At 71.4% G+C, this 24,182-nt stretch carries 24 protein-coding genes; 8 read left to right on the top strand and 16 right to left on the bottom strand.

Annotation, left to right across the window (positions count from 1 at the left end):
- The first annotated feature begins 70 nt into the window (after positions 1-70).
- From OHU89_RS37325 to OHU89_RS37340, 4 genes are all read left to right on the top strand, one after another.
- Complete coding sequence (locus tag OHU89_RS37325) at positions 71-1,411, top strand: ferric reductase-like transmembrane domain-containing protein (RefSeq protein ID WP_405649354.1); 1,341 nt, start codon at positions 71-73, stop codon at positions 1,409-1,411.
- Positions 1,412-1,421: 10 nt separating this feature from the next.
- Positions 1,422-2,141, top strand: a complete 720-nt coding sequence (locus tag OHU89_RS37330; protein ID WP_405649355.1) for an FMN-binding protein — start codon at positions 1,422-1,424, stop codon at positions 2,139-2,141.
- A gap of 2 nt (positions 2,142-2,143) precedes the next feature.
- Positions 2,144-2,884 (top strand): FAD:protein FMN transferase, encoded by a 741-nt coding sequence (locus OHU89_RS37335; protein ID WP_405649356.1) that lies wholly within the window; start codon positions 2,144-2,146, stop codon positions 2,882-2,884.
- A gap of 119 nt (positions 2,885-3,003) precedes the next feature.
- Positions 3,004-6,105: an ATP-binding protein gene (locus tag OHU89_RS37340; protein ID WP_405649357.1), complete on the top strand. Its 3,102-nt coding sequence runs from the start codon at positions 3,004-3,006 to the stop codon at positions 6,103-6,105.
- On the opposite strand, the gene OHU89_RS37345 is transcribed toward OHU89_RS37340, so the two are convergent.
- The 8 genes from OHU89_RS37345 to OHU89_RS37380 all read right to left on the bottom strand — a co-directional run bounded on the left by OHU89_RS37345 (position 6,095) and on the right by OHU89_RS37380 (position 14,084).
- The gene (locus OHU89_RS37345; RefSeq protein ID WP_405649358.1) at positions 6,095-7,312 is read right to left on the bottom strand and encodes a cytochrome P450; all 1,218 of its coding nucleotides are present in this window, start codon (positions 7,310-7,312) and stop codon (positions 6,095-6,097) included. The genes OHU89_RS37340 and OHU89_RS37345 overlap by 11 nt on opposite strands.
- Before the next feature lie 113 nt (positions 7,313-7,425).
- Complete coding sequence (locus OHU89_RS37350) at positions 7,426-9,492, bottom strand: ArnT family glycosyltransferase (RefSeq protein WP_405649359.1); 2,067 nt, start codon at positions 9,490-9,492, stop codon at positions 7,426-7,428.
- A complete protein-coding gene (locus OHU89_RS37355) occupies positions 9,489-10,091 on the bottom strand; it encodes a glycosyltransferase (RefSeq protein WP_405649360.1) in 603 nt (200 codons plus the stop codon). Before OHU89_RS37355 ends, OHU89_RS37350 begins: the two co-directional genes overlap by 4 nt.
- Before the next feature lie 131 nt (positions 10,092-10,222).
- Positions 10,223-12,739 (bottom strand): FxSxx-COOH system tetratricopeptide repeat protein, encoded by a 2,517-nt coding sequence (fxsT, locus tag OHU89_RS37360; protein ID WP_405649361.1) that lies wholly within the window; start codon positions 12,737-12,739, stop codon positions 10,223-10,225.
- Between the two features lie 88 nt (positions 12,740-12,827).
- The gene (locus tag OHU89_RS37365) at positions 12,828-12,965 is read right to left on the bottom strand and encodes a hypothetical protein (RefSeq protein ID WP_405649362.1); all 138 of its coding nucleotides are present in this window, start codon (positions 12,963-12,965) and stop codon (positions 12,828-12,830) included.
- Between the two features lie 39 nt (positions 12,966-13,004).
- Entirely contained in the window at positions 13,005-13,241 is a 237-nt protein-coding gene (locus OHU89_RS37370) for a hypothetical protein (RefSeq protein WP_405649363.1), read from the bottom strand.
- Positions 13,242-13,412: 171 nt separating this feature from the next.
- A complete protein-coding gene (locus OHU89_RS37375; RefSeq protein WP_405649364.1) occupies positions 13,413-13,598 on the bottom strand; it encodes a hypothetical protein in 186 nt (61 codons plus the stop codon).
- Positions 13,599-13,607: 9 nt separating this feature from the next.
- On the bottom strand, positions 13,608-14,084 hold the full coding sequence (locus OHU89_RS37380; RefSeq protein ID WP_405649365.1) for a hypothetical protein: 477 nt from the start codon (positions 14,082-14,084) through the stop codon (positions 13,608-13,610).
- Positions 14,085-14,410: 326 nt separating this feature from the next.
- Here OHU89_RS37380 and OHU89_RS37385 point away from each other — a divergent pair, with 326 nt between their 5' ends.
- The 3 genes from OHU89_RS37385 to OHU89_RS37395 are packed head-to-tail and all read left to right on the top strand — an operon-like array spanning position 14,411 to position 16,904.
- Positions 14,411-15,547, top strand: a complete 1,137-nt coding sequence (locus OHU89_RS37385; protein WP_405649366.1) for an ABC transporter ATP-binding protein — start codon at positions 14,411-14,413, stop codon at positions 15,545-15,547.
- Positions 15,544-16,239: an ABC transporter permease gene (locus OHU89_RS37390; RefSeq protein WP_405649367.1), complete on the top strand. Its 696-nt coding sequence runs from the start codon at positions 15,544-15,546 to the stop codon at positions 16,237-16,239. The genes OHU89_RS37385 and OHU89_RS37390 overlap by 4 nt, the downstream gene beginning before the upstream one ends.
- Positions 16,236-16,904: an ABC transporter permease gene (locus tag OHU89_RS37395; RefSeq protein WP_405649368.1), complete on the top strand. Its 669-nt coding sequence runs from the start codon at positions 16,236-16,238 to the stop codon at positions 16,902-16,904. The genes OHU89_RS37390 and OHU89_RS37395 overlap by 4 nt, the downstream gene beginning before the upstream one ends.
- A 122-nt stretch (positions 16,905-17,026) precedes the next feature.
- On the opposite strand, the gene OHU89_RS37400 is transcribed toward OHU89_RS37395, so the two are convergent.
- The 5 genes from OHU89_RS37400 to OHU89_RS37420 are packed head-to-tail and all read right to left on the bottom strand — an operon-like array spanning position 17,027 to position 21,382.
- Entirely contained in the window at positions 17,027-17,437 is a 411-nt protein-coding gene (locus OHU89_RS37400; RefSeq protein WP_405649369.1) for a RidA family protein, read from the bottom strand.
- 47 nt (positions 17,438-17,484) lie between these two features.
- A complete protein-coding gene (locus OHU89_RS37405; RefSeq protein WP_046263349.1) occupies positions 17,485-18,087 on the bottom strand; it encodes an ATP/GTP-binding protein in 603 nt (200 codons plus the stop codon).
- Positions 18,074-18,490, bottom strand: a complete 417-nt coding sequence (locus OHU89_RS37410; protein ID WP_266886725.1) for a DUF742 domain-containing protein — start codon at positions 18,488-18,490, stop codon at positions 18,074-18,076. The genes OHU89_RS37405 and OHU89_RS37410 overlap by 14 nt, the downstream gene beginning before the upstream one ends.
- A gap of 22 nt (positions 18,491-18,512) precedes the next feature.
- On the bottom strand, positions 18,513-18,986 hold the full coding sequence (locus OHU89_RS37415) for a roadblock/LC7 domain-containing protein (RefSeq protein WP_046263351.1): 474 nt from the start codon (positions 18,984-18,986) through the stop codon (positions 18,513-18,515).
- Positions 18,983-21,382, bottom strand: a complete 2,400-nt coding sequence (locus OHU89_RS37420; protein WP_405649370.1) for a sensor histidine kinase — start codon at positions 21,380-21,382, stop codon at positions 18,983-18,985. Before OHU89_RS37420 ends, OHU89_RS37415 begins: the two co-directional genes overlap by 4 nt.
- 348 nt (positions 21,383-21,730) lie before the next feature.
- Between OHU89_RS37420 and OHU89_RS37425 the strand changes: the two genes are divergently transcribed.
- Positions 21,731-22,693 carry an ABC transporter substrate-binding protein gene (locus OHU89_RS37425; RefSeq protein ID WP_405649371.1) on the top strand — a complete coding sequence of 321 codons (963 nt, stop codon included), beginning with the start codon at positions 21,731-21,733 and terminating at the stop codon, positions 22,691-22,693.
- Positions 22,694-22,774: 81 nt separating this feature from the next.
- Here the strand turns inward: OHU89_RS37425 and OHU89_RS37430 are convergent, their stop codons facing one another.
- Genes OHU89_RS37430 through OHU89_RS37440 form a run of 3 tightly spaced genes read right to left on the bottom strand, consistent with a single transcriptional unit; the run spans position 22,775 to position 24,126 of the window.
- The gene (locus tag OHU89_RS37430) at positions 22,775-23,350 is read right to left on the bottom strand and encodes a GTP-binding protein (protein ID WP_405649372.1); all 576 of its coding nucleotides are present in this window, start codon (positions 23,348-23,350) and stop codon (positions 22,775-22,777) included.
- Positions 23,337-23,693 (bottom strand): DUF742 domain-containing protein, encoded by a 357-nt coding sequence (locus tag OHU89_RS37435; RefSeq protein ID WP_307024535.1) that lies wholly within the window; start codon positions 23,691-23,693, stop codon positions 23,337-23,339. Before OHU89_RS37435 ends, OHU89_RS37430 begins: the two co-directional genes overlap by 14 nt.
- A 1-nt stretch (position 23,694) precedes the next feature.
- The gene (locus OHU89_RS37440; RefSeq protein ID WP_046263356.1) at positions 23,695-24,126 is read right to left on the bottom strand and encodes a roadblock/LC7 domain-containing protein; all 432 of its coding nucleotides are present in this window, start codon (positions 24,124-24,126) and stop codon (positions 23,695-23,697) included.
- Positions 24,127-24,182: the final 56 nt, after the last annotated feature.

Consider the following 24,182-nt stretch of genomic DNA (forward strand, 5'->3'; position numbering starts at 1 on the left):
TACGACAGTAAATCGACAGGTCACTCAAGCGAAGCTCGACTACCCAAGCCCCGATCAAGGAGCTCCGTCCGTGACGACGACCGTCAAACCGCCCACCGCGCCCCCCACGGCGATACGGCCCAAAGTGGTGGCCCGCACGGGCCTGTACGCCGTGATCGCCGCGAACGTGGCCGTGGTCGCCCTCTTCTTCGCCCAGGCCGGGTTCGCCTCCAACGCACTGATCGTGATCGGCCGGCTCGCCGGTCTCTACGGCGCCCTGTTCATGGCCTTCCAGCTGCTCCTGGTGGCCCGGCTGCCGTGGCTCGACCGCCGTATCGGCATGGACCGGCTGACCTCCTGGCACCGCTGGACCGGCTTCGGCATCCTGTGGACGCTGCTCGCGCACCTCGTCTTCATCGCCTTCGGCTACGCCGAGGGCACCGAGGTGGGACCGATCGGCACGGTCGTCGACCTCGCCGAGACCACCGAGGGCGTGCTCCGCGCGATCACCGCCTTCGCGATCATCCTCGTGGTGGGCTGTGTCTCGGCCCGCTACGCCCGCCGCCGGCTGGCCTACGAGACCTGGCACTTCATCCACCTGTACACCTACGTCGCGGTGCTGCTGGCCTTCACCCACCAGGTCGCGGTCGGTACGACGTTCACCTCGTCGAACGCCGCGAAGACGTACTGGTACGGACTGTGGACCGTCGCCCTCGGCTCGGTGGTCCTGGGCCGGATGGTGCTGCCGCTGTGGCGCAACCTGCGCCACCAGTTCCGTATCCAGGCCGTCGTCCCCGAGTCCGACAACGTCGTCTCGATCTACGTCACCGGCCGTGACCTGGACAAGCTGCCCGCCCAGGCCGGCCAGTTCTTCCTGTGGCGCTTCCTGACCAAGGACCGCTGGTGGCAGGCGAACCCCTTCTCCCTGTCGGCGGCCCCCGACGGCCGCACCCTGCGGCTCACCGCGAAGGTCGCCGGTGACGGCACCGCCGCCCTGCGCCACCTGAAGGCCGGCACGCGTGTCTTCGCCGAGGGCCCCTACGGCGCCTTCACCGCGCTGCACCGCACCCGCCCCGAGGCCGTCCTCATCGCCGGCGGTGTCGGCGTCACCCCGATCCGGGCGCTCCTGGAGGAGCTGCACGGCCACGCGGTCGTCATCTACCGCGTCGCCACCGACCGGGACGCCGTCCTCTACGAGGAGCTGCGCGAGCTCGCCCACGCCAAGGGAGCCGAGCTGCACCTGGTGACCGGCCCGCCGGTGCCCGACAAGCTGGCCCCGGCCGAGCTGCTCCGGCTGGTCCCCGACATCACCGACCGGGACGTCTTCCTGTGCGGACCGCCCCCGATGATGAACGCCGTGCTCGGCAGCCTCCGCGCGCTGAACGTGCCCAAGGCGCAGACCCACTTCGAGCGCTTCAGCCTGGCGGGATGAGGAAGAGATCGTGAAGCGAGCCATACCTGTAGTCGTCCTCAGCATCGCGGGCCTAGTCCCCATCTGGCGCTACGAGCCGTCCATCGGCGGCAGCACGTCCACCACGGAGGCGGCCTCGACGCCGTCGGCGTCCGCCTCGTCCTCGGGTTCGGGTTCGTCGTCGGGCACCGTCGTCAAGGGCACGACGGTCACCACCGAGAAGGGCCCCGTGCAGGTCCAGGTGACCTTCCAGGGCGACAGGATCACCGCCGTGAAGATGCTCCAGCAGCCGAATCACCCGCAGACGACGGCGGCTGTGCCGAAGCTGATCGCGGAGACGCTGGAGGCGCAGAGCGCGGACATCGACACCGTGTCCGGCGCGACGATCACCACCGAGGGCTACAAGGAGTCCCTCCAGGCCGCGATCGACGCGAACGCCGAGGCGGCCGCCGCCTCGCCCTCGCCGTCCGCCTCGGCCTCCACCGCCTCGGCGGCGCAGACCGTCGACGGCTCGGCGGTGAACACCGAGAAGGGCACCGTGCAGGTCCAGGTGACCTTCGAGGGCGAGAAGATCTCCGCGGTGAAGATGCTCCAGCAGCCGAACCATCCGCAGACGACGGCGGCTGTGCCGAAGCTGATCGCGGAGACGCTGGAGGCGCAGAGCGCGGACATCGACACGGTGTCCGGTGCGACGATCACCAGCGACGGCTACAAGGAGTCCCTCCAGGCCGCGATCGACGCGAAGGGCTGACCATGCACAGGGTCGAACACGTCATGGGGTTCCCGGTCTCGCTGCGGGTCGACGACGAGCACGTGGGCGAGGAGACCGCGGACGCCGTCTTCGCGTGGCTGCGCGAGGTCGACGCCCGGTTCAGCCCGTTCAAGCCCGACAGCGAGGTGTCGCGGCTGGGCCGGGGCGAGCTCGCCGAGGGGGCGGTGAGCGCGGATCTGCGGACCGTGCTCGACCTGTGCGAGCACTACCGGGTCGCGACGGCCGGCGCGTTCGACATACGGCTGCCGGGCCGGGGCCTCGACCCCTGCGCGGTGGTCAAGGGCTGGTCGGTGCAGCGCGCCGCCGAGCTCCTGACGGCGGCCGGCGCCCGGCGCTTCGTCCTCAACGCCGGCGGCGACGTGGTCGCCGCCGGCGGGCCCTGGCGGGTGGGCGTACGCCACCCCGAACACGCCGACCGGCTGTGCACGGTCCTCGACCTCACCGACGGCGCGGTCGCGACCTCCGCCCGCTACGAACGCGGCGACCACATCATCGACGGCCGCACCGGCCGCCCGGCCACGGGCCTGCTCAGCCTCACGGTGGTGGCCGACACCCTGACCGAGGCCGACTCGGTCGCCACGGCCGCCTTCGCCATGGGCGCCGAGGGCGTCGACTGGGCGGCGGGCCTGCCGGGCTGCGAGGTCTTCGCGGTGGACGCCGAGCGCCGGGTGCTGCGGACGCCGGGGTTCCCCACGGCGCGGGAGCGGTCTACGGCGGCGTGAGAACGTGACGAAACCGGGTGCGGGGCGGGCGAGTTCGGGCTGCCTGCCTCGGTGTTCCCGGCAACCGCTCGCGTTCCCAGCCAGGGGCGGTCGTGTGATCGGCTGACTAACCTGGCGCGGTGACCATCGAGTTGACGTTGCTGACGGCCGTGTCCCATCAGGGGCGGGAGATCACCGCGCCCCGGCTGCGGGGGCTGCTCGCGCTGTTGGTGGGGGAGTTGCGCACGGGGTGCAGTGCCGGGCGGCTGGTGGCGGGGCTGTGGCCGGAGGAACAGCCGGAGAATCCGGCGAAGGCGCTGCAGATCCTGGTCTCACGGGCCCGGCGGCAGCTCGGCACCGAGGCCATCGCCAGCACACCCGCCGGATACCGGCTCACCCTGCGCGAGGACCAGGTCGACGCCTGCGCCGTCCTCCTGCACACCGCGGCAGCCACCGAGAAGTCCCGCGCCCAGGACCACGCGGGCGCCCTCGCCGAGGCCGAGGCCGGACTCGCGCTCTGGGACGGCGCCGAGGCGCCTGACGGCGAGGCCGTTCCCGGCGACCCCCTGGGCGCACTGCGCGCCGAACGGGCCGCCACCCACCACACCCTCGTCCGCTCCCGGGCCCTCGCCCTGGCCCGCACCGGCCGCCGCGAGGAAGCCGTCGGCCCGCTCACCGCCCTGGCCGCCGCCCACCCGCGCGACGAGGAACTCCTCCTGGAGCTGATGCGCTGCCAGACGGCCACCGCAGGCGCCCCGGACGCGCTCGCGACCTACGACCGCCATCGCCGCCGCCTGCGCGACGAACTCGGCACCGACCCCGGCCCCGCCCTCCAGGAACTCCACCAGGAACTGCTGCGCGGCGAGGCACCCGTCGTCCGGCGCGGCGTACCGCACGAGCCGAACCCGCTGCTCGGCCGGGACGCCGACGTCGCCGAGGTGACCCGGCTGCTGCACGGCTCCCGGGTCACCTCGGTCGTCGGCCCCGGCGGCCTCGGCAAGACCCGCCTCGCGAGCGCCGTCGCCCGCGACGCCGAGCAGCGGATCGTGCACCTGGTGCCGCTCGCCGGCGTCCGGGAGGACTCCGACGTCGCCGCCGAGGTGGCCTCCGCACTGGACGCCGCGGGGCCCGACCCCGTCACCGCCGTCGTCGGCGCCCTCGGTGCCGGACCCGCCCTGCTCGTCCTGGACAACTGCGAACAGGTGGTGCGCGGCGTCGCCGACCTCGTACAGGCCCTCGTGTCACGCACCCGGGACCTGCGGATCCTGACCACCAGCCGGGCCCCTCTCGGACTGTCCTCCGAGACCGTCCACCCGCTGCCCGAGCTGGACCCCGCCACCACCGTCGAGCTGTTCGCACAGCGCGCCCGCGCCGCCCGCCCCGGGGTCGACCTGCCCGCCGACGCCCTGGCCACCCTGTGCCGCCGCCTCGACGGACTGCCGCTCGCCGTCGAACTCGCCGCCGCCCGGGTCCGGGTGATGTCGGTCGCGGAGATAGCCCGGCGCCTGGAGGACCGGTTCACGCTGCTGCGCGGCGGCCCCCGGGACGCCCCGCAACGCCACCGCACCCTGCACGCCGTGGTCGACTGGAGCTGGAACCTCCTGGAGGAACCGGCGCAGGCGGCGCTCCGTGCCCTGTCCGTCTTCCCGGCCGGGTTCACGGCCGAGGCGGCCGGTCAACTCGTCGACGACGCCTGGGAGTTCCTGGAGGACCTCGTCGACCAGTCCCTGCTGAAGGTCACCGACACGCCGTACGGTGCGCGCTTCAGCATGCTGGAGACGGTCCGCGAGTTCGCCGCCGTGGACCGGGAGGACGCGGTCACCGACCGATTCCTGGACTGGGCACGGGAGTTCGGCGCAACGCACCACGACGCCCCCTTCGGCACCGACCCGTTCGCGTCCTGGCAGCTGATCCGCGCCGAGCAGGACAACCTCGTCCAGGCGCTGCGGCTCGCGCTCGCCCGCGAGGACCTCGCCACCGTCGCCACGGTCACCGCCGTCCTCGGCGCCCTGTGGAGCACGGAGACCAACTTCCTGCGGATGATCACCCTCCTGGAGGACACCGCCCGGCCCCTGTCCCACTACCGGCCCACCGCCGAGTACGTCGAACCGACCCGCACCGCGGCCACCCTGCTGACCGCCAACCTGTTCCTGGGTGTCGGACCGGGCGCCGTGCGCACCCTGGTCACCCTGCGCCGGCTGCCGCCCGCCGAGCCGGACACGATGGTCCGGGCCATCGCGGCGGTGCTGTGCGCCTTCCCGCACGTGCTCGCGGACCACGAGGAGCTGGACGGTCTGTGCGACAGCGACAAGCCGCTGCTCGCGGGCGTCGCCAACTACGTCGCCAGCTATGTGTGGGAGAGCGAGCACCGGCCGGACCTCGCCCTGGCCGCCGCCCGCCGCATGGTCGAGGCGCTCGGCGACGGGGACATCCCGGTGCTGCGGATCTGGCCCGCCTCCCGGCTCGCCGAACTCTGTCTGCAGACGGAGCGCGGAGGCGAGGCGCTGGTGCACATGCGGGCCGCGCTCGACGCCCTGGAGAACCTCGGCGAGTGGAGCGACACCATCGGCATGCGGTGGGGTCTGATGCTCGCCAACCTCCAGACCGGCGACCTCGACGCGGCCGAGCACTGGCTGGAGGAGGCGCTGCGGCACGAGCCGGAGTCCACCGCCCTGGACGCCTTCACCCCCGACCTGGGCGCCCGCGCCGAGATGGCGCTCGCCCGCGGCGACGTCGAGACCGGGCTGGGGCTGTGGCGCCGGGCCGTGGAACGCCTGGAGCACGCGGCGAGCCCGGCCCCCGGCGAGGAACTCGTCATCCAGGGCTGGGTGCTGGAGCTCCAGTCCGCCGCCCTCACCGCCCACGCCCGGCATGGCCGCACCCACCTCGTCGCACCCCTCGCCGCCGCGCTGCCCGACCGCCTCACCGCCCTGCTGACCCGCCCGGCGGCCACCCCGCGCTATGTGACCGTCGACTTCCCGGTGTGCGGCGCTCTGCTGCTCGCCCTGGGCACGATCGCCCTGGCCGACGGCGACGGCGCGCGCGGGGCCCGGCTGACCGCCCTCGCCGAACGCTTCCGGGTCCTGCGCAACTTCCAGCCCACGATGTCCTCGACGCTCGCCCGCGAGGCCGCACAGAACGCCGACAGGGCGGCCTACGAGGACGCGGTGGCCACGTATGCCGCCCTGGACCCGCAGGGGCTTCGGGAGGCCGCGCTGGGGCTGGTGCGGGTCACAGTCTGACCGGCAGGCCCAGCAGGTGGAAGCCGTCGCCGGGCCAGTGCCCGAACGGCACGTCGGCGCGGTCCACCGCCAACTCCGGCGCCGCCGACCGTCGTACGACGAGCTCCTCGAGCACCACGCCCGTCGCCAGCCGGCCGAGCGCCGCGCCGATGCAGTAGTGCGGGCCGTGGCCGAAAGCCAGATGGCCGTCGCCGGGGCCGAACTCCCGGGTCACATCGAGGCGTTCGGGGCAGTCGTAGGCGGCCGGGTCGTGATCGGCGGCGAACAGGGCGACCGTCACCGCCTCGCCCTTCCTCAGCAGGGTGCCGGCGAACACGAACTCCTCGGTGGCGTAGAGCGTGGCGCCCATGCGGACCAGCGTGACGTGACGCAGGAGCTCGGGCACCGCCCGGCCGAGCAACTCCGGTTCCGCGCGCAGGCGTTGCAGCTGGTCGGGGTGGTCGAGGAGGGCGAGGACGGCGTGGGCGAGGAACAGGGCGGGCGGGGTGATGCCGGTGTTGATCAGCAGGAAGAAGACGGTGACGATCTCGTCGTCGGTCATGCCGCCGTCCGCCAGCAGCGCCGACACCAGGTCGTCGGCGGGCTCGGCGCGGCGCCGGGCCACCAGGTCCTTCGTGTACCCGACGATCCCGCCGAGCCCGTCCAGGACACCGCTGCCGTCGCCGTACGCGAAGTCCCGGATCCAGCCGCACACCCTGTCCTGGTCGGCCGCGTCCACGCCGACCAGCTCGCAGATCAGGGCGGTGCTGAGGGGATAGGCGAACCCGCCCAGCAGATCCGCCCGTTCGCGTCCGGCGAGGGCGTCGGCCAGCTCCTGCGCGGTCTTCTCCACGAAGGGGCGCAGCGCGGCCACCCGGCGGGCGGTGAAGGCACGGGTGAGCGGATTGCGGCGACGGGCGTGCTCGTCGCCGTCGAAGAGGGCCAGATGCCCGGAGAGGTACGGCAGGTACTCCTCGGGGAGGCCCTCGAGCCCCGATGCCAGCAACTCGGCCTGCGGATCCGGCATGTCGGCGTCGGTGATCGTCGACCGGTCCCGGACCAGCCGGGGTTCCGTGAGCGCCGCCGTCACGTCCTTGTGGCGGGTGACGAGCCGCACGGGCGTGCTCAGGCCGGGGAGGACGACATGGCCGAGGCCGGGGCGGGTGCGCAGGTCCGCGTAGGCGCCGAGGGGGTTCTGGACGAGGTCGGGCGTGAGATGGACGGTCATGGTGGGGAGTGTGCGGGGGGCCGCCTTCAGCGTGGTTTCAGAGCGGTTTCAGCGCGTACGACGGACGGGCCACCGGCAGGGGAGTCCGGTGGCCCGTCCAGCTCAGGGGATGGTCAGCTGACGTCGGAGGCGTCCAGGCGGTAGAGGCCGCTGTAGTCGGAGACCGCCGTGCCGTTCTTCTTGACCCAGGTGGAGATCTCGGTGTTCGAGGAACCCTGGCCACTGTCGCTGATCACGATGTAGTGCAGCTTGCCCGCCTTCACCAGGCTCTTGAGCTTGGCGAGCGTCATCGCGTCGTCGCTGCCGGACCAGCCGCCCATCGAGATGACCGGCTCACCGGACTCCAGGATGATCGAGGAGGCCGTCTGGTCGGTGGCCACCGCGACCAGCCAGGTGGCACCGTCCTGGTTCTTCTTCAGATACGTGATCATCGCGGACGAGACCTGACTGCCGCCGCCCATGCCTCCGGCGGATCCACCGGTCCGGGACTCGCTGTCGGACTCGGTGCCGCCGCTTTCCGTGCCGGACGGCGGCTGCCCCGTGGACTGTCCGTCCGAACCGCTCTGACTGGTGCCGCTCTGGCTGGTGCTGCCGCCCGGGCCGCCGCTGGGCCGCTGCCCACCGCCGCCCATGCCGCCGCCACCGCCCATGCCGCCACCGGTGCTCGGACCGGCCGTCGGGTTGGTGCCGTTCGTGCTGGAAGCGGCCGCCGACACCGAGTACGCCGCGGGACCGGCCAGCAGGGCGACCACGGCCGCCAGCGCCGCGAGCCCGGTCAGCCGCTGCCGCTTGGTGAACCGCCCGAGCAGCAGCCCGATCACCGCGACCGCACCTGTCACACCGGCGACGACCTCCGCCACCGTGTACAGCGTCCCGGAACCCGACACCCGCTGGAGCAGCACGACCGCCCACACCGTGCTCACCGCGATCGCCGCCGGCAGTACCCAGCCCCACTTCGCCGCCGACCCCTCCACAAAGGCGCGGTACAGCAGCACTCCGCCGATACCGGCAAGCGCCGCGATACCGGGCGCCATGGCGGTGACGTAGTACGGGTGGAACGTGCCCTCGGCGAGCGCGAACGTCAGATAGTGGAGGACGAACCAGCCTCCCCACAGCAGCAACGCCGCCCGCTTGGCGTCGGTGCGCGGCGCCCGGCCCCGCAGCACCAGCCCGGCGACGAGGGCGATCAGCGTGAACGGGATCAGCCAGGAGATCTGGCCGCCCATGATGCTGTTGAACATCCGGTACAGGCCCGCCTCGCCGCCGAAGCTCGCCCCGTTGCCCTGCGAGCCCACCGACGAACTCGCCCCGAAGATCCGGCCGAAGCCGTTGTAGCCGATGACGAGGTCCCAGACCGTGTTGTCCGTGGAGCCACCGATGTAGGGGCGGGAGGACGCGGGGATGAGATCGACGACCACCATCCACCACGCCGAACTGGCCACCAGGGCGACCGTGCCGACGGCGAGATTGCGGATACGACGGCCCAGCGAGACGTTCGCGGCCCACAGATAGACCAGGAAGAACGCCGGCAGCACCACGTACGCCTGCATCATCTTCGTGTTGAACGCGAAGCCGATCGCGACCCCGGACCACACCAGCGGCATCAGCCGGCCCGTGCGCACGGCCTTCATCAGGGCGGCCGCGCCGAGCAGCATCAGGAAGACGAGGACCGGGTCCGGGTTGGTGTCCCGGTTGATGGCGACGGTGATCGGGGTCAACGTCAGTGCCAGCGCGGCGATCGTCGCCGCCACCGAGCCGAAGTCCCGCTTGACCATGCGGTACAGCAGGGCCACCGAGCCGGTGCCGAGCGCGACCATCGGCAGCATCAACTGCCAGGTGCCGTAGCCGAGGACGCGGGCCGACAGACCCATCACCCACAGGGCGAACGGCGGTTTGTCGACGGTGATGAAGCTGCCGGAGTCCAACGCGCCGAAGAAGAAGGCCTTCCAGCTCTTGGTGCCGGAGTAGACGGCCGCGTTGTAGAAGGTGTTGCCGGTGACCGAGGACAGGTTCCAGGCGTACAGGGCCGTGGCCAGGACCAGGACCGCCCACAGGGCCGGGCGGGCCCAGCGGGGGTCCTCGGGGGCGCCGGTGAACAGCCTGCGCACACGGCCGCGCGCGGCGGGCGGCGCGGCCCGGTGCCGGGCCTCCTGGACGGGCGGCGGGGCGAGAGTCGTCATGACGCGTACTCCAGGTGGTCCAGGTGGACGGCAGGGGTGGTCGGGCGGGCGGCCGGCACCTGCGGAGTGCTGGTCCGCCGGGGTACGGATATGCGGGTACGGCCGGTGCGGAGCACGCGGGCCATGCCCTTGAGGTCGTCCAGGGCGGTGCGGGACACGAACTCCCGCTTGGCGCCCCGCGTCACCGCGGCCTGCCGGTGCAGCCGGCTGCCGATCGCGAGGTCGCTGTGACCGGAGAGCAGGGGCGCCACCAGCGGCAGGAAGCCTTCGAGGCCCGTCGACAGGTCCACGTCCATGTAGGCGACGACGTCGGCGGTGGACCGGGACCACACGTGCTTGAGGGCGCGACCGCGGCCCTCTTCCTCCAGACGCACGGCGTGCACATGCGGCAGGCGCAGGGTCAGCTCCGTCGCCTCCTGCCAGGTGGCGTCGGTGCTGGCGTTGTCCGCGACCGTGATCCGGAACGGGAACGGGAAGGACTCTTCGAGGTAGGTGTGGAGACAGCCGACGGACTCGGCGAGGACGTGCGCCTCGTTGTGGACCGGCACCACGATCTGGACCGATCGCCGCCGGACGCCTCCCGCGTTCGTTTCGTTCATGGCAGTGACGATCGGGGCGCTGTCTGGGGGAACCCTGAGCCGTTGCTGAGGGAAGAGTGAGAATCAGCGGACTCACAGGCTGCGCACAGTGGCGCCATGCGGGACCCCAGGCCTCGCACCCGCAAGGCAGTTCAGATGGGCTGCGGTTCGAAGTTCCAGCCCGGCGGATCGTCGGCCGCCGTCGTCAGTGCCTCCGCGCAGGCCAGCAACAGCGGATGCCCCTCGTCGACGACCTGCCGCGCCCGCCGCAGGGTGTCCTCGCGCAGCGCGGCGGCGTCCTCCCGCCGCCCCGAAAGGTGCTGCACCGCGGCCGTGTTGAGGGCGCAGCCCAAGGTCCACGGATGGGCGCCGCCCACCGTGGCCCGCATCCCGCGTAGCGCCTGCTCGATCCGGCCCCCGGCGGCGTCATGGTCACCCAGTCGCCATTGCGTCAGCCCGCGATTGCCCTGCGCGCCCACGGTGTTGGGGTGGTCGTCGCCGAGCAGATTCCGGTAGTCCGCGGCGACCAGCTCGACCAGCGGGGCCGACTCGGCCGGATCGCCGTACGAGCGTAGGAAGGACGCGAGGTCCGACTTGATCATCAACGTCATCGGATGTCGCGCGCCCTGCAGTTGCCGGCACCGCTCCACCAGGTCCCGCAGCAGGTCCCCGGCGGCCGGGACGTCGCCCGAACGAAGCAGGCACAGGGCTTGGTTATGCAGGGCGTCCAGGGTCTGCGCGTGATATTTGCCCATGGTCCGCAGGTACAGCTCCGTATTGGCGTCCTGAAGTTCGATGGCCTCCTCGTGTCGCCCCTGCAGGCGCAGCGCACGGGCGTAGGTGAGGGCGCTGAACAGGGTCAGGGGATGGTTCGTCGGCAGCAACCGCTCGCGCTGGACGAGCAGTTGGTGACGGACGGACGTCGCCTCCGAATAGCGGCCCAGCAGCCCCAGGGCTACACCGAGATTGTGCAGCGAACTCAGGGTGCGGGGTACCTCCGGCCCCTCCAGGGCGTCGTACGCCCGCCACACCTGGTCGAAGAGCTGATGCGCCTCCCCGAACCTGCCCAGCGCCATCAGGGAGCCGCCGAGCCCCGTCTTGGCCCGCAGCAGATCCGCGTCGTCGGGCTCACGCTCGTACGCGAGCTGCTCGGCCACGGACCGCCCGACGGCCTCCGCCTCCCGGTAACGGCCACAGCGCCGCAGCATGTTGGCTTGCTGGTGCACCAGTATCAGCATCGACGGATGGGTGGGAGTCAGCCGCCCTCGCCAGCGCGCCAGCACCTGTTCGCACAGCGTGAGCCCGGCACTCGCATCCTCCTGCAGCCGCAGGTACTCGATGCAGCGCAGGACGAGTTCGCGCACCGGGTCCTCCGGGCTCTCCAGCGCACCGGACGGAGACAGATGCGGCAGCAGTGCGGCGTACGTCGGCCAGGTGGGTTTGTCCCAGGGGCGCTTGGGGTCGGCCGAGACCAGCACCCGGCAGGCCACGGCGGAGAGTGCGGTCCGGTCGGCGGGGGAGAGGGTGCGGCGCAGGAACCGGTGGTAGAGGCGGTGCATCTCCGCGCTCTCGACGGCGGAGACGCTGTCGGTGCTGCCGGCCGAGGACCGGGCGTAGTCCATGCGGACGGCGGTGGACTCCGAGATCCGGGTCAGAGCCAGCTGCCAGCGCACCGGGTCGGTGGCCAGTTCCGCAAGATGCGGCGGCAGATCTCCGGGGCGGGCGCGCTGGAGCTGGCCTACCGGGATCGAGCCGGGTGAGAACAGCGCGAACAGCCGCAGCAGTTCAGCAGTCCTGGGGTTCTCCCGCTCCAGGGAATCGAGGGTGATGGCCCAGCTGGTCTGGAAGCCGATCGGGTAGTCGGGGGAGATCTGGATGCCGATGTCGTCGGACAGGGCCCGGCGCCCCAACTGCCGTGCGACGACGCCGGGATGGTCCAGGACGTCGTCGAAGGAGTGCCGGAAGACGTCGCGTCCGGTGGCGGGTGCGCCCTCGTAGGCCGTCTTCAGCGAGTCCACCTGCTCGATCGCCCCGTCGGTGTCGACGACCACGGCGACCATCGGCGAGTTCCCCACGGCCTCGGCCCCGCCGTCCAGACCGAGCAGCAGCCCGATGATCTCGCGGAACAGCCGGATTGGGACGAGTTGTCCGGTGGAGTCGAACCAGAGGTCGAAGACCTGGATCAGCCAGTCGGCGTACGGGTGGGGTCCTGTCCCGGCCGGTGGATGTGCCCAGTTGGCGTGCGGCAGCAGCAGATCCATGGAGGGCGGGCCGAGCGCGGCGAGCGACGTGTACACCTCGACGGGGTCGGAGTCCGGGTCGATCACGCTCAGGATCCCGGCGTACGCCTCCGGATGTCTCCGCAGCACTTCCAGCCCGGCAGAGACAGCGGCCCACGAGGAGCGTCCGGCGTGGTTCACGCGGTGCCGGTTCAGCCACGGGTTGCCGCCGTCCACGCTCACCCCGACACCGATCCCCGCGTCGGCCAGCCGACGCACCCGGTCCTCGGTGAGCAGGGTGCCGTTCGTCTGCACGCTGGCGTCCACCCGGCACCTCGCGCCGACCGCTTCCCGCACGGCGGCGACATAGCCGACCAGGGTCTTCACACCGACCAACAGGGGCTCGCCGCCATGCAGGTTGATCTGTAAAGAGGTCAGCCCGTGGGCCACGCTGTGTTCGGCGATCCGTGCCGGCTGTTGTCGGCGCCCTCGTAGACGTAGCAGTAACTACATGCCAGGTTGCAGCGGCTGTGGACCTTCAGGACGTGCTGCAGGCGGCCTCCGACGGGGCCTCGCGGCGCTTCTCGGTCAGCGTGCTGATGAGGAAGCCGTGGTAGAGGCGGTGCTCGGAGGAGATTCGGATACCGATCTGGCTGGTGTTGCCACGCCGGATCATCGAGATGTAGTCCTGGGCCGGAATCGCGTGGGCGTCCAGTCAGGCCGCGGTCTGCTTCAGCAGCAGTGGCAGGTCCTGTACGGCGTCGGCGAGCTCGTCGGCCTCGGCATCGGACAGTCGCTGGGCGCGTCGGCGGACGTAGGCGACACTCTCGGGCCGCCTGAAGGTCTGCACCTCGATCTCGGTGGCATTACCGGACGCCGCCCAGTCCTGGGTCAGCATGGTGATCAGGACATGGCCGTTGCCCTCCGGCAGCAGGTCCTCGATCTGCTCCATGTCGTCGGCCGAGTCCAGGATCAGCAGCCACCTCTTCTACGGCGTCCCTGCCCGCAGTGCCTCGTGGACCGAGCGGATCCGCGCGCCCAGCTCCTGGCTGACGGGCAGTTCGAGTCGCGGGGCGAGCTGGGCGAACTGTTCGCGTGACGGGGCACGGAAGCGGGCGCCGACTCACCACACGATGTCGTAGTAGTTGCCGACGCGGTGCGAGTACTCGTTCGCGATCTGGCTCTTGCCGACGCCGGAGAGGCCACGCAGCGCCACCCGCGCGCCGCTGCGGCGGCCGCGCTCGAAGAGGGCATGCAGCCTCCTCCAGGATCGCGTCGCGGCCGGTGAAGCGGACGTTGCGCGCGGCACGTTTCACACCTACGGCGGGTCGTTGGGGAAGCGGGGGGTGGATGTACCGGACGGGGCGCCGGACTCGGCGGTGTGCCGGTAGCGGGCCGTGCGCGCCTCGGCCAGCCGGCGCAGGGCCGGCACGCGTAACGCGGGGCCCTGGTCGCGGACCGCCTCCACCGCCCGCTCCAGCGCCTCCAGGACCCCCGGATGCCCGGTGTCACCGGCGGCCACGGCACGCGCTTCGGCCAGGTCCAGCAGGGCCCGGCAGCGCACGGCGGAGGGGGCGCTGTGCCGGCCGGTGAGCCTTACGCCGGTCTCGAAGTCCGCCGCCGCCCGCAGCGCCAGCGTCCGCGCCTCGTCGGCCGCGTCACGTCCCCGGGCGTCGTCGGCGAGCGCCAGGAGCAGCCGCCCCCGGGCCAGCACCGCCGGATCGAACCCGGGCCGGCCGGGCAGGGAGGAGGGTATTCGGGAACCGCCACCCGCGGCCGCTCCGCCGGAGGCCACGGCCGCTCACCGGGCCCGGCGGACGAAGGCGGTCGCCGCCGAACCGTTTCGGTCACTCGCGTGCGGCGGACGCGCGACGGGGCACCGCACCGGACAGGCGCTGGGCCGCTCACTCACATCGCGCTCCTCGTCATGGACGGTCGGATGCGTGCGAACTCCATGACAGTACGCGCGCCCTGCCCGGTCAACAGTGCTTTCCGGCCGCTCCGGCGGATTGTGCCCGCTGAAGTGCGTCAACACCGTCGGTCTAGACTCACCCGCAATGGCCCGTACCACCACGGCCGAAAGCGGTCCACCTCGGCCAGACCCGAAGGGTATTCGGCGTTTTGATACGGATAGATTCAGTCACCAAGCGGTACCCGGACGGCACGGTGGCGGTCGACCGGCTCTCGTTGGAGATACCCGACCGCTCGATCACCGTCCTCGTCGGCCCCTCGGGCTGCGGCAAGACGACCACCCTGCGGATGATCAACCGCATGGTCGAGCCCACCGAGGGCACCATCCTCCTCGACGGCCAGGACATCCTGCGGCAGCCGGTCAACACCCTGCGCCGGTCCATGGGTTACGTCATCCAGAACGCCGGTCTCTTCCAGCACCGCACCATCATCGACAACATCGCCACCGTGCCCCGTCTCCTCGGCTGGAGCAAGGACAAGGCCCGGGAGCGGGCCCGCGAGCTGATGGAGCGGGTCGGACTCGACGCCGCGCTCGCCAAGCGGTACCCCTACCAGCTTTCCGGCGGCCAGCAGCAGCGCGTCGGCGTGGCCCGGGCGCTCGCCGCCGACCCGCCGGTGCTGCTGATGGACGAGCCGTTCTCCGCCGTCGACCCCGTGGTCCGCAAGGGACTCCAGGACGAACTCCTCCGCATTCAGGAGGAGCTGGGCAAGACGATCGTCTTCGTCACCCATGACATCGACGAGGCCGTCAAGATCGGCACGATGGTCGCCGTGATGCGCACCGGCGGCAGGCTCGCCCAGTACGCGCCGCCCGCCGAGCTGCTGACGAACCCGGCCGACGCGTTCGTCGAGGACTTCCTCGGCGCCGACCGCGGCATCCGCCGGCTCTCCTTCTTCCCGTCCGCGGGGCTGGAGTTGTCGAGCGGACCGGTCGTCGCGGTCGACGCCACCGCCGAGCAGATCGCCGAGCGGGCGCGCGACATCGTGGACGCCCCCTATCTCCTCGTCACCGACACCGACGGCAAGCCCCTCGGCTGGAGCGAGCCGCAGCACCTGACGGCGGGCGAGGTCGAGGTCGGCCGACTGCTGTCGCACGGGCGGCCGTTCGTCGCCGGCACCGACTCGCTGCGGGCCGCGCTGGACTGTGCGGTGCTCTCGCCCACCGGGTGGGCGGTCGCCGTGGACGCCGACGGGAAGGTCGCCGGGGTCGTCTCCCAGCAGACCATCGCGGAGGCCATCCGCGGCGCCCACGCGCAGGGGCGTACGGACGCGAAGGTCGCCGGATGAACTGGGACCGTATGTTCGACATCCCCAGCGACCTCCAGCACAGCTGGCTGGGCCTGGTCGGTCTGCATCTGCGCGAGGCCCTGCTGCCGGTGCTCGCCGGACTGCTGATCTCCTTGCCGCTGGCCCAGCTGTGCGTGCGCTTCCGCTGGCTGTACCCGCCGGTGCTGTGGGTGACGACCGTGCTCTACGCCATCCCCTCGCTGGCCTTCTTCGTGCTGCTCATCGACTACACCGGCATGACCGAGCTGACGGTGATGATCCCGCTCACCGTCTACAGCCTCGTCGTCCTGGTCCCGGCCGTCGTCGACGCCGTCCGCTCGGTCCCGCAGGAGACCCTCGCCGCCGCGAAGGCCATGGGCTTCGGACCCGTACGCCGTTACGTCCAGGTCCAGTTGCCCATCGCCGTGCCCGCGATCATCGCGGGGCTGCGGGTCGCCACCGTGTCCAGCGTCAGCCTCGTCAGCGTCGGCACCCTCATCGGCAACCAGGGCGCCCTCGGCAACCTGCTGAACGACGCCAACATCTACAACCGGCCGGAACTCGCCGTGAACGCCGTGCTGTCCATGGCCGCCCTCGCGATCCTCGCCGACGCCGCGCTGGTGCTCCTGCGCCGTCTGCTGACGCCGTGGATGCCGCGCCCGCAGCGCAGGAAGCGGAAGGCCGCCCCCGTCCTGGAAGAGGCAGCACGGTGAACCTGCTCACCCACATCGGCAACTTCTTCAACGACAGCGCCCAGTGGCAGGGCTACGACGGCATCCCCACGCGGGTGGCGGAGCACCTCCAGTACACCCTGGAGGCCCTGCTCATCGCCGCCGCGATCGCCCTGCCGGTCGGACTGGTCACCGGCCACTACGGGCGCGGCGGGACCGTCCTCTCCCTGATCGCCACCGCCGGGCGGGCCCTGCCCACCTTCGGCCTGCTGGTACTGCTCACCCTGCTGGTGGGTTTCGGCCTGGTCAACGTGATGGCCCCGCTCGTCATCCTCGCCATCCCGCCGATCCTGGTCACGACGTACGAGGCGATGCGCACCGTCGACCCCTCCTCGGTGGACGCCGCGCGGGGCATGGGCATGAGCGAGGCCGGGGTCCTCTTCCAGGTCGAACTCCCGGCCGCGCTTCCGCTGATCCTGAGCGGCCTGCGTTCCGGAGCCATCCAGATCGTCTCCACGGCGACCATCGCGGCCTACGTCAGTCTCGGCGGCCTCGGCCGCTACATCGTGGACGGGCTCTACCAGCGCAACTACGAGAAGGTCGTCGGCGGCGCCACGCTGGTCGCGGGACTGGCGCTGCTCACCCTCGCGGTGTTCTGGGCGGTGGGAAGGGCCGCCGTGTCCCGGGGGGTGCGCCGGAGCGCTTGAGTAGCCCGGGCGGAGTCAACTACGGTTCGGCAGCGCCCTGAAGGGGCGCGGGGAACTGCGCGAACAGCCACGACGGCGCCGCAGGCGAACCGCAACCCATCGCGGCATTTCCAGCGGAGCGCTTAGCGGACCGGCCGGACGGCCACCGCGTCCACCTCGAAGAGCATGCCCGGCAGGGCGAGGGCGGCGACCCCGCTGAGCGTCTGGGCCGGGAGCCGGTCGCCGAAGCGGGCGTGGAGGGCCTTGCCGAGGATCTCCAGCTTGGTGAGGTCGTGGTCGACGATGAACGAGCCCAGCCGGACGACGTGTTCGAAGCCGAGGCCGACGCCCTCCAGGGCCGCACCCAGCCGGTCGAAGGCGAGCTCCACCTGTTCCGCGAAGTCGCCCGGCACCGGGGCGCCGGTGGCGTCGGAGGCGTACTGCCCCGCGACGAAGACGAGTTCGCCGGGTGCCGAGACGGCGTGGCTGTAGCCGAAGGGCGTCGGGTCGTGCAGGGCGGGCGGGTTGGTGATGGTGCGCTCGTCATGGGTCATGTCAGGGGACAACCCCCGTGCCCGCCTGCCCATTCCGTGGCCCCGCGTCAGCTCTCCGTACGGGCCAGGGCCAGTTCGAGTACGACGAGCAGGGCGTCCCGGACCGAGCCGCGCTCACGGGCGTCGAAGATCACGACCGGGACGTGGTCCGCGACGTCGAGGGCCCAGCGGACCTCCTCCAGCGTGTGCTCGACCTTTCCGTCGAACGCGTTCGCGGCCACCGCGAACGGGATCTGCCGGTGCTCGAAGTAGTCGACCGCGGCGTAGCAGTCGTCGAGACGGCGGGTGTCCACGATGACCAGGCCGCCCAGCGCGCCCTCGACGATGTCGTCCCACATGAAGCCGAACCGCTCCTGCCCGGGCGTGCCGAACAGATACAGCTTCAGGGTCGGGTCGATGGTGATGCAGCCGAAGTCCATCGCGACCGTCGTCGTGGTCTTGCGCGGGGTGTGGGTGAGGTCGTCCACGCCCGCCGCGACCTCCGTGATGGCCGCCTCGGTGGTCAGCGGCTCGATCTCGGAGATGGCGCCGACGGCGGTGGTCTTGCCCACGCCGAAGCCGCCCGCGATCACCATCTTGACCGGGAGCGGTGGCCGCACGGCGGCTGCCGGACCGGACCCGTCGAGGGTGGCCGGTTCAGTCGGAGTCACGGAGTACCCCTCGGGAGTCGGGGATGGCGCGCAGGCCATCGATCACTCTTCGCAGGACGGAAGCGTCGTGCGTGTCGTCGGAGTCGGGCACATGCACCGTCAGCTGCCCCTCCGTGCGCAGGTCCTCGGCGAGGACCCGGACCACGTTGAGGTGCAGCCGCAGCCGGGCCGCGAGTTCTGCGATGGACTGCGGCAGACGGCAGGCGGCGACGATGTCGTGCTGCTCGAAGGAGAGCCCGCCGAGCGCCTCGAGACCCTCGACGGTGGCCACCACCTGGGTCTCGACGGGCATCGGCCGGCCGGCTGCGCTGGGCGCCACCCGGCCGGCGGTGACCAGGAACGGCCGCACGGCGGAGGCGGGCCCGACCGGGTCCTGCCCCGGGGCTGAGGAGCCGTCCGCCATGGCGTGTCCGTCCCGGTCCCGGTCAGAGCGCCGACGGGGAGCCGACGCTGTTCTTCAGCGCCAGCACCAGTTGGGGACTGAGCGCGCTGCCCGCCCGGTTGGCGAACAGCGTCATCTCGTAGGCGATGTTGCCCAGCTTGGCCTCCTTGTCGGTGACCACGCCGAGGACGGCGCCGCTGCCGATGGCGGAGACCAGGACGTGGCCGCCCTCCAGGTCGATGATGACCTTGTTGAGGCCGCCCAGGCCGTAGTTGCCGGACGCGCCGGCGGCCAGGCTGGTGATGCCGGAGACGATCGCCGCGAGGCGCTCGGAGTCGGCGTGCTCACGCAGTTCGGAGACCGCGATGAGCAGTCCGTCCGAGGAGACGGCGATGGCGTCCACGACGCCCGCGGTCTCGGTGGCGAAACGATTCAACAGCCAGGTGAAGTCGGCTGCCGCGGCCTTCAGTTCGGCCGGTGTGTTTCCCGTCGGAGTATCACCTGTCGACGTACTCACTGATCCGCTCCTTCCGGGAGGTGGTTCTGGTCGTGCTTGCGGGGGGTCTGGTGCGGGGTCTGTTCCGTGTCGCTGTCGCGGTGGGCGCGTTCCACCGCGGCCTCGAACTCCTCGAGGGCGCTGCGGACGGCCTCCGCGTCGGCGGGACGGGGTGCCTGGCGGGTGCTCGCGGGGGCGGCGTCGGCCGTGGTGCGCAGGGTGGCTCCACGGACGCGGCGGCGCAGGGGGCGGGCAGAGCCGGGGGCGTCGTCGGCGGGTGCCGGTTCCTCGGCGCGGGCCTTGGGGATGAAGGGCAGGCCGTCCCCGTCCGGAGCGGCCGGGTCCTCCTCGCGGCGTACCCGGCGCGGGAGGGGCCCGTCGTGTTCGTCGGTGGGGACCGGCGGCCGGGGGCCCGAGTCGTCCGTGGCCGCCGCCGGTGTGGTCGGTGCCGCCGCCTGCACCGCGGCCGCCGTCAGCAGCAGCGACTGCGGGAGGGTCACCTCGGCAGTGACACCGCCGCCCGGAGTGCGGGACAGGGCGACGTCGATGTCCCAGCGGCGCGCCAGCGAGCCGACCACGAAGAGGCCGAGCACCTTCGAGGGCACCAGGTCGAGACGTTCACGGCGGACGATACGGGCGTTCTCCTCGTCGAGCCGCTCGGGGTCCATGCCCAGGCCGTGGTCGGCGACCACGATCGCCGCGCCCTCGGCGGAGTTCTGCACGAACACCTCGACGGGGCTGTCCGCGGGCGAGAACGACACGGCGTTCTCCACGAGTTCGGCCACCATCAGGGTCAGGTCGGCGATGATGTCGGGCGCCACCGCGACCTCGGTCCGCGCGAGCAGCTGGACCCGCTGGAAGCCCTCGATCTGGCCGAGCGCGGCCCGTACGACATTGGTCAGCGCGATCGGCCCGGCGTCCAGGACGGTCTCGCGGATGCCGGCGAGCAGCATCAGGCTGTCGGCGTTGCGGCGCAGACGGACGGCGATGTGGTCGATGCTGTAGAGGCGTTCGAGGAGCTCGGGGTCGGTCTCGCCGCGCTCCACCGCGTCGATCAGGGCCAGCTGCCGGGTGGTCAGGTTGCTGACCCGGCGGCCGACGTTGCCGAACATCTCGGCGACGTTGCGGCGGCTGAGCACCTGACGCTCCAGGAGCGCGACCGCGGTGGTCTGCACATGGTTGAAGGCCTCGGCGAGATCGCCGATCTCGTCGCGTGCCGTGGCCGGCATCTCCCGCAGCTGCGTCGGACGGTCGTCCTCGGCGTCGTCGTCGGCCACCCGGGCGAGCTCGCGCTCGGCGTCCTCGGCGACCTGCTGCGCGGCGTGGGTCAGGGACTGGACCGGGCGGACCACGGAGCGGCGTACGACCACCGAGAACGCGAGCCAGATGACGAAGCCGAGCAGGGCGAGGCCCAGCAGCAGGACGGCGTTGCGCAGGGCTTCGTCGGAGGCGCGGTCGGCGCGGTCGGCGATCTGGTCGATCAGCGCGGTGGTGATCCCCAGCCGGATCGCGGCCTGCTTGCGGTAGGAGGGGTACGCGTCGAGCGCCGTCCCGAACATCCGGCGGATCTCGGCGGGGGAGTCGGCCTGCAGGGAGCTGGGGTCGATCTGGAGCTCGGCGAACTGCCGGTTGATCGCGGCCTGCGGGGTGTTGTGCTCGATCCCGGCGAGCTGTTCCGTCTGCTCCTCGGTGGCGAAGCGCGCGAACCGGTCGGCCTGGTGGGTGTACTCGTCGTAGGAGCCGATCGCGCCGATGAACTCGATGAGCGCGTTCGAGTCACCGGTCGTCGCGGAGAACACACCGGTCTCGAAGGAGCTGTGGGCGGCGTCGGCGCGCAGCAGGGAGTCGAGCAGGTTGCCGGTGAAGGTGGTCGCCAGCGCCGTGTTGCGGTCCAGGCCGAGGCCGTCGATCAGGCCCTTGGCGGCACTGGTGTAGGCGGGGTCGATGTTGTCGGCGGGCAGATACGCCTGCTCGATGGTGTTGCGCAGGCTCTCCAGGCCCTCGATCTCCCGCAGGGCCCGGGCCTCGTCCGCCGGGAGCCGGTCACCGAAGGCCTTGCGGACCTCCTTGACCTGGTTGTCCACCGCCAGTTGCGCCTTGCGGTACGGGGTCTGGGAGGGGGTGCCGCCGTCGTTGGTGGCCTCGTGCCGCACGGAGAGCAGGATGGCCTGCTGGTGCTCGGCCTCCAGCCGGTCCACCAGCGTGGCGACCTCGGTGCTGGTGCGCACGAGCCGTGCCGCGTCGGCCGCCTCCGAGGACTGCTGGACCTGGTCGGTGATGAGGTAGGCGAGCAGGACCGCGACCACCGTCAGCGGGACGCCGACCAGCACGTTGAGCTTGTGCCGGAACGGCCGGCGATCGGCGAAGCCTCGTATGCCACCCGGGGCCGAAGGCGGAGCCGACTCGCTCGTGGACACCAGGCCTCCTTCATGGGGGATGACGGCGCGCGAAGACCTCACGTGACCGATTCTGATCGTGTCGGATGGTGTCGAAATGCACCAATGGGGCACCGGCACGCCAGTGTGTCCGAACGCCAACGACCCGGAGACTACCGTCTCTTCGGAAGATCGATCATGCCACCCTGAGTCAAGAATCCGTTACAACGGGACGGCACCTGGATGACGGGGCTTTGGCGCCTTTTCACAACCGGTCGCGCATTGACGCCAATTGGTGACCAGGGTGCACTTGACTGACCGAGAACTGGCTGGATTGGATCAGTGTCAGAGCTTGTTTCTCATCAGCCCACACAGCCCGGAACGGGAATCGTGACTTCCAACGCCCCACGCAGCAGGTCCATCCGGAAGCATCCCGGCGTAGCCGCCGTCGCGCTCGCCGCCACCGCGGCCCTGCTGGCGGGATGCGGCTCCTCCGACGACACCTCCGACCCGCTCAAGGAGGACAAGGGGAGCGGCAGCGGCGACACCGTCGTCGTCGGCTCCAACAACTTCGCCGAGAGCATCCTCCTCGCCGACATCTACGGCGAGGCCCTCAAGGCCAAGGGCATCAAGGTCACCTACAAGCCCAACATCGGCAGCCGCGAGACCACTTACGGCCTGCTGAAGAACGGCTCCATCACCGTCCTGCCCGAGTACAACGGCTCGCTGCTGTCCTACCTCGACCCCAAGGCCGAGCAGAAGACGGCCGAGGCGGTGAACGCCGCGGTGAAGACGAAGCTCGACAGCACGCTGACGCTGCTGGAGTCGTCGCCCGCCGAGGACAAGGACTCCGTCAGCGTCAACGCGGCGACCGCGAAGAAGTACAACCTCACCGCGGAGTCCACACTCGCCGACCTCAAGGACGCCGCACCCGAGCTGGTCATCGGCGGCTCGCCCGAGTTCCAGACCCGGCAGCAGGGCCTGCTCGGCCTGAAGTCCGTGTACGGCCTGGAGTTCAAGTCCTTCAAGGCGCTCGACGCCGGCGGCCCGCTGACCCAGGCGGCGCTGACGAAGAACACCGTGCAGGCCGCGGACATCTTCACCACCGACCCGACCATCACCAAGGAGAAGTTCGTCGTCCTGAAGGACCCGGAGAACCTCTTCGGCTTCGCGAACGTGACCCCGCTGGCCTACAAGTCCGGCCTCTCCCAGGAAGGCGTGGACGCGCTCAACGCGGTCTCCGCCAAGCTGGACACGGAGACGCTCCTGGACCTCGACTCCCAGGTGCAGCTCGACAACAAGGACCCGCTGGACGTCGCCCAGGCCTGGCTGAAGTCGGCCGGACTGTCCTGACGCCCCACCACGGACGAACCGGCGCGGGTGCCCTCCGACACGGAGGGCACCCGCGCCGTCCGTCGGCGGAGCGCCGGCCCGCTACCGGACCGCGGTGGCGATCAACTGGTCGATGAGAGCGATCAGTACGTCCCGGGAGGACTCGCGGTCGCGGGCGTCGCAGAGCAGGACCTGGACATGGTCCGGCAGGGCGAGCGCGTCGCGGATCTCGCCGGGCGGGTAGGGGTGGTCGCCGTGGAAGCCGTTGACGCCGACGACGAAGGGGATGCCCCGGCGTTCGAAGAAGTCGATCGCGGCGAAGCTGGACTCCGGGCGGCGGACGTCGACGAGGACGACGGCACCCAGGGCGCCCAGCGCCAGGTCGTTCCACATGAACCAGAACCGCTGCTGGCCGGGGGTCCCGAAGAGATAGAGGATCAGATCCCGGCTGATGGTGATGCGGCCGAAGTCCAGGGCCACGGTCGTGGCCTTCTTCTCCTCGATGCCGTTCAGGTCGTCGATGCCCAGGCCCGCCGCGGTCAGTGACTCCTCGGTGCGCAGCGGGGCGATCTCGCTGACCGAGCCGACCATGGTGGTCTTGCCGACGCCGAACCCTCCGGCGATCAGGATCTTGACCGTGTCGGGTGCCGGCCGGGCGATGGTGTCAGAGTCGGCCAAGACCGTCCCTCACTTTCTGCAGCAGATCCAGGTCGACGCCGGGGGCGACCGGATGCGGCGGGCGGACCGTGATGCGGCCCGCTTCCAGCAGGTCGCAGAGCATGATGACGATCACGCTCATCGGAAGGTCGAGCAGAGCGGCGAGTTCCGCGACGGCGATCGGCTCGGCACACCGGCGCAGGATGCGCTGGTGCTCCGGCTGCGGGCGGGGGGCCCGGACCGGCGGCGGGTCCACCGCGGTCACCGTCGAGATGAGGGTGAAGTCGGCGCGGCTGGGGCGGGTACGTCCGCCGGTCAGGGCGAACGGCCGTACGAGACGGCCCGCCGTATCGCCTCCGCTCACCTCACGCGCCGGAGTCGGCGGTGGGGCCGACGCCTGCCCGCGGTGCGGCGCTGAGGTGCTCGCCGATCTTCTTCACCAGCATGTTCATCTGGTACGCGACCACACCGACGTCGGCGCCCTGGTTGGTGAGCACGACGAGGTGGGCGCCGGGGCCGGCGGAGGTGAGGATCAGATAGCTGTGCGCCATCTCGATCAGCGCCTGCCGCACCGGGCCACCGCGGAAGTCCATGCTGACGCCCTTGCTGAGACTCATGAGCCCGGACGCGGTCGCGGCCAGCCGCTCGGCGTCATCACGCAGGAACCCGGTCGACTTACTGACGACCAGCCCGTCCTCGGACAGCACGACGGCATGGTTCACCTCGGCGACCCGCTCCACGAGTCCGGTCAGCAACTGGTCGAGCTGGGTGTGGGTGGCGGGGGTGGGGCGTGTCATGAGGGCGTCCTTCGTCGGCGGGCGGCGGCGGGGGGTGAAAGAGGCGGCGGTCGGAG

The organism is Streptomyces sp. NBC_00019, from assembly GCF_045041015.1.
Classification (GTDB): Bacteria; Actinomycetota; Actinomycetes; order Streptomycetales; family Streptomycetaceae; genus Streptomyces.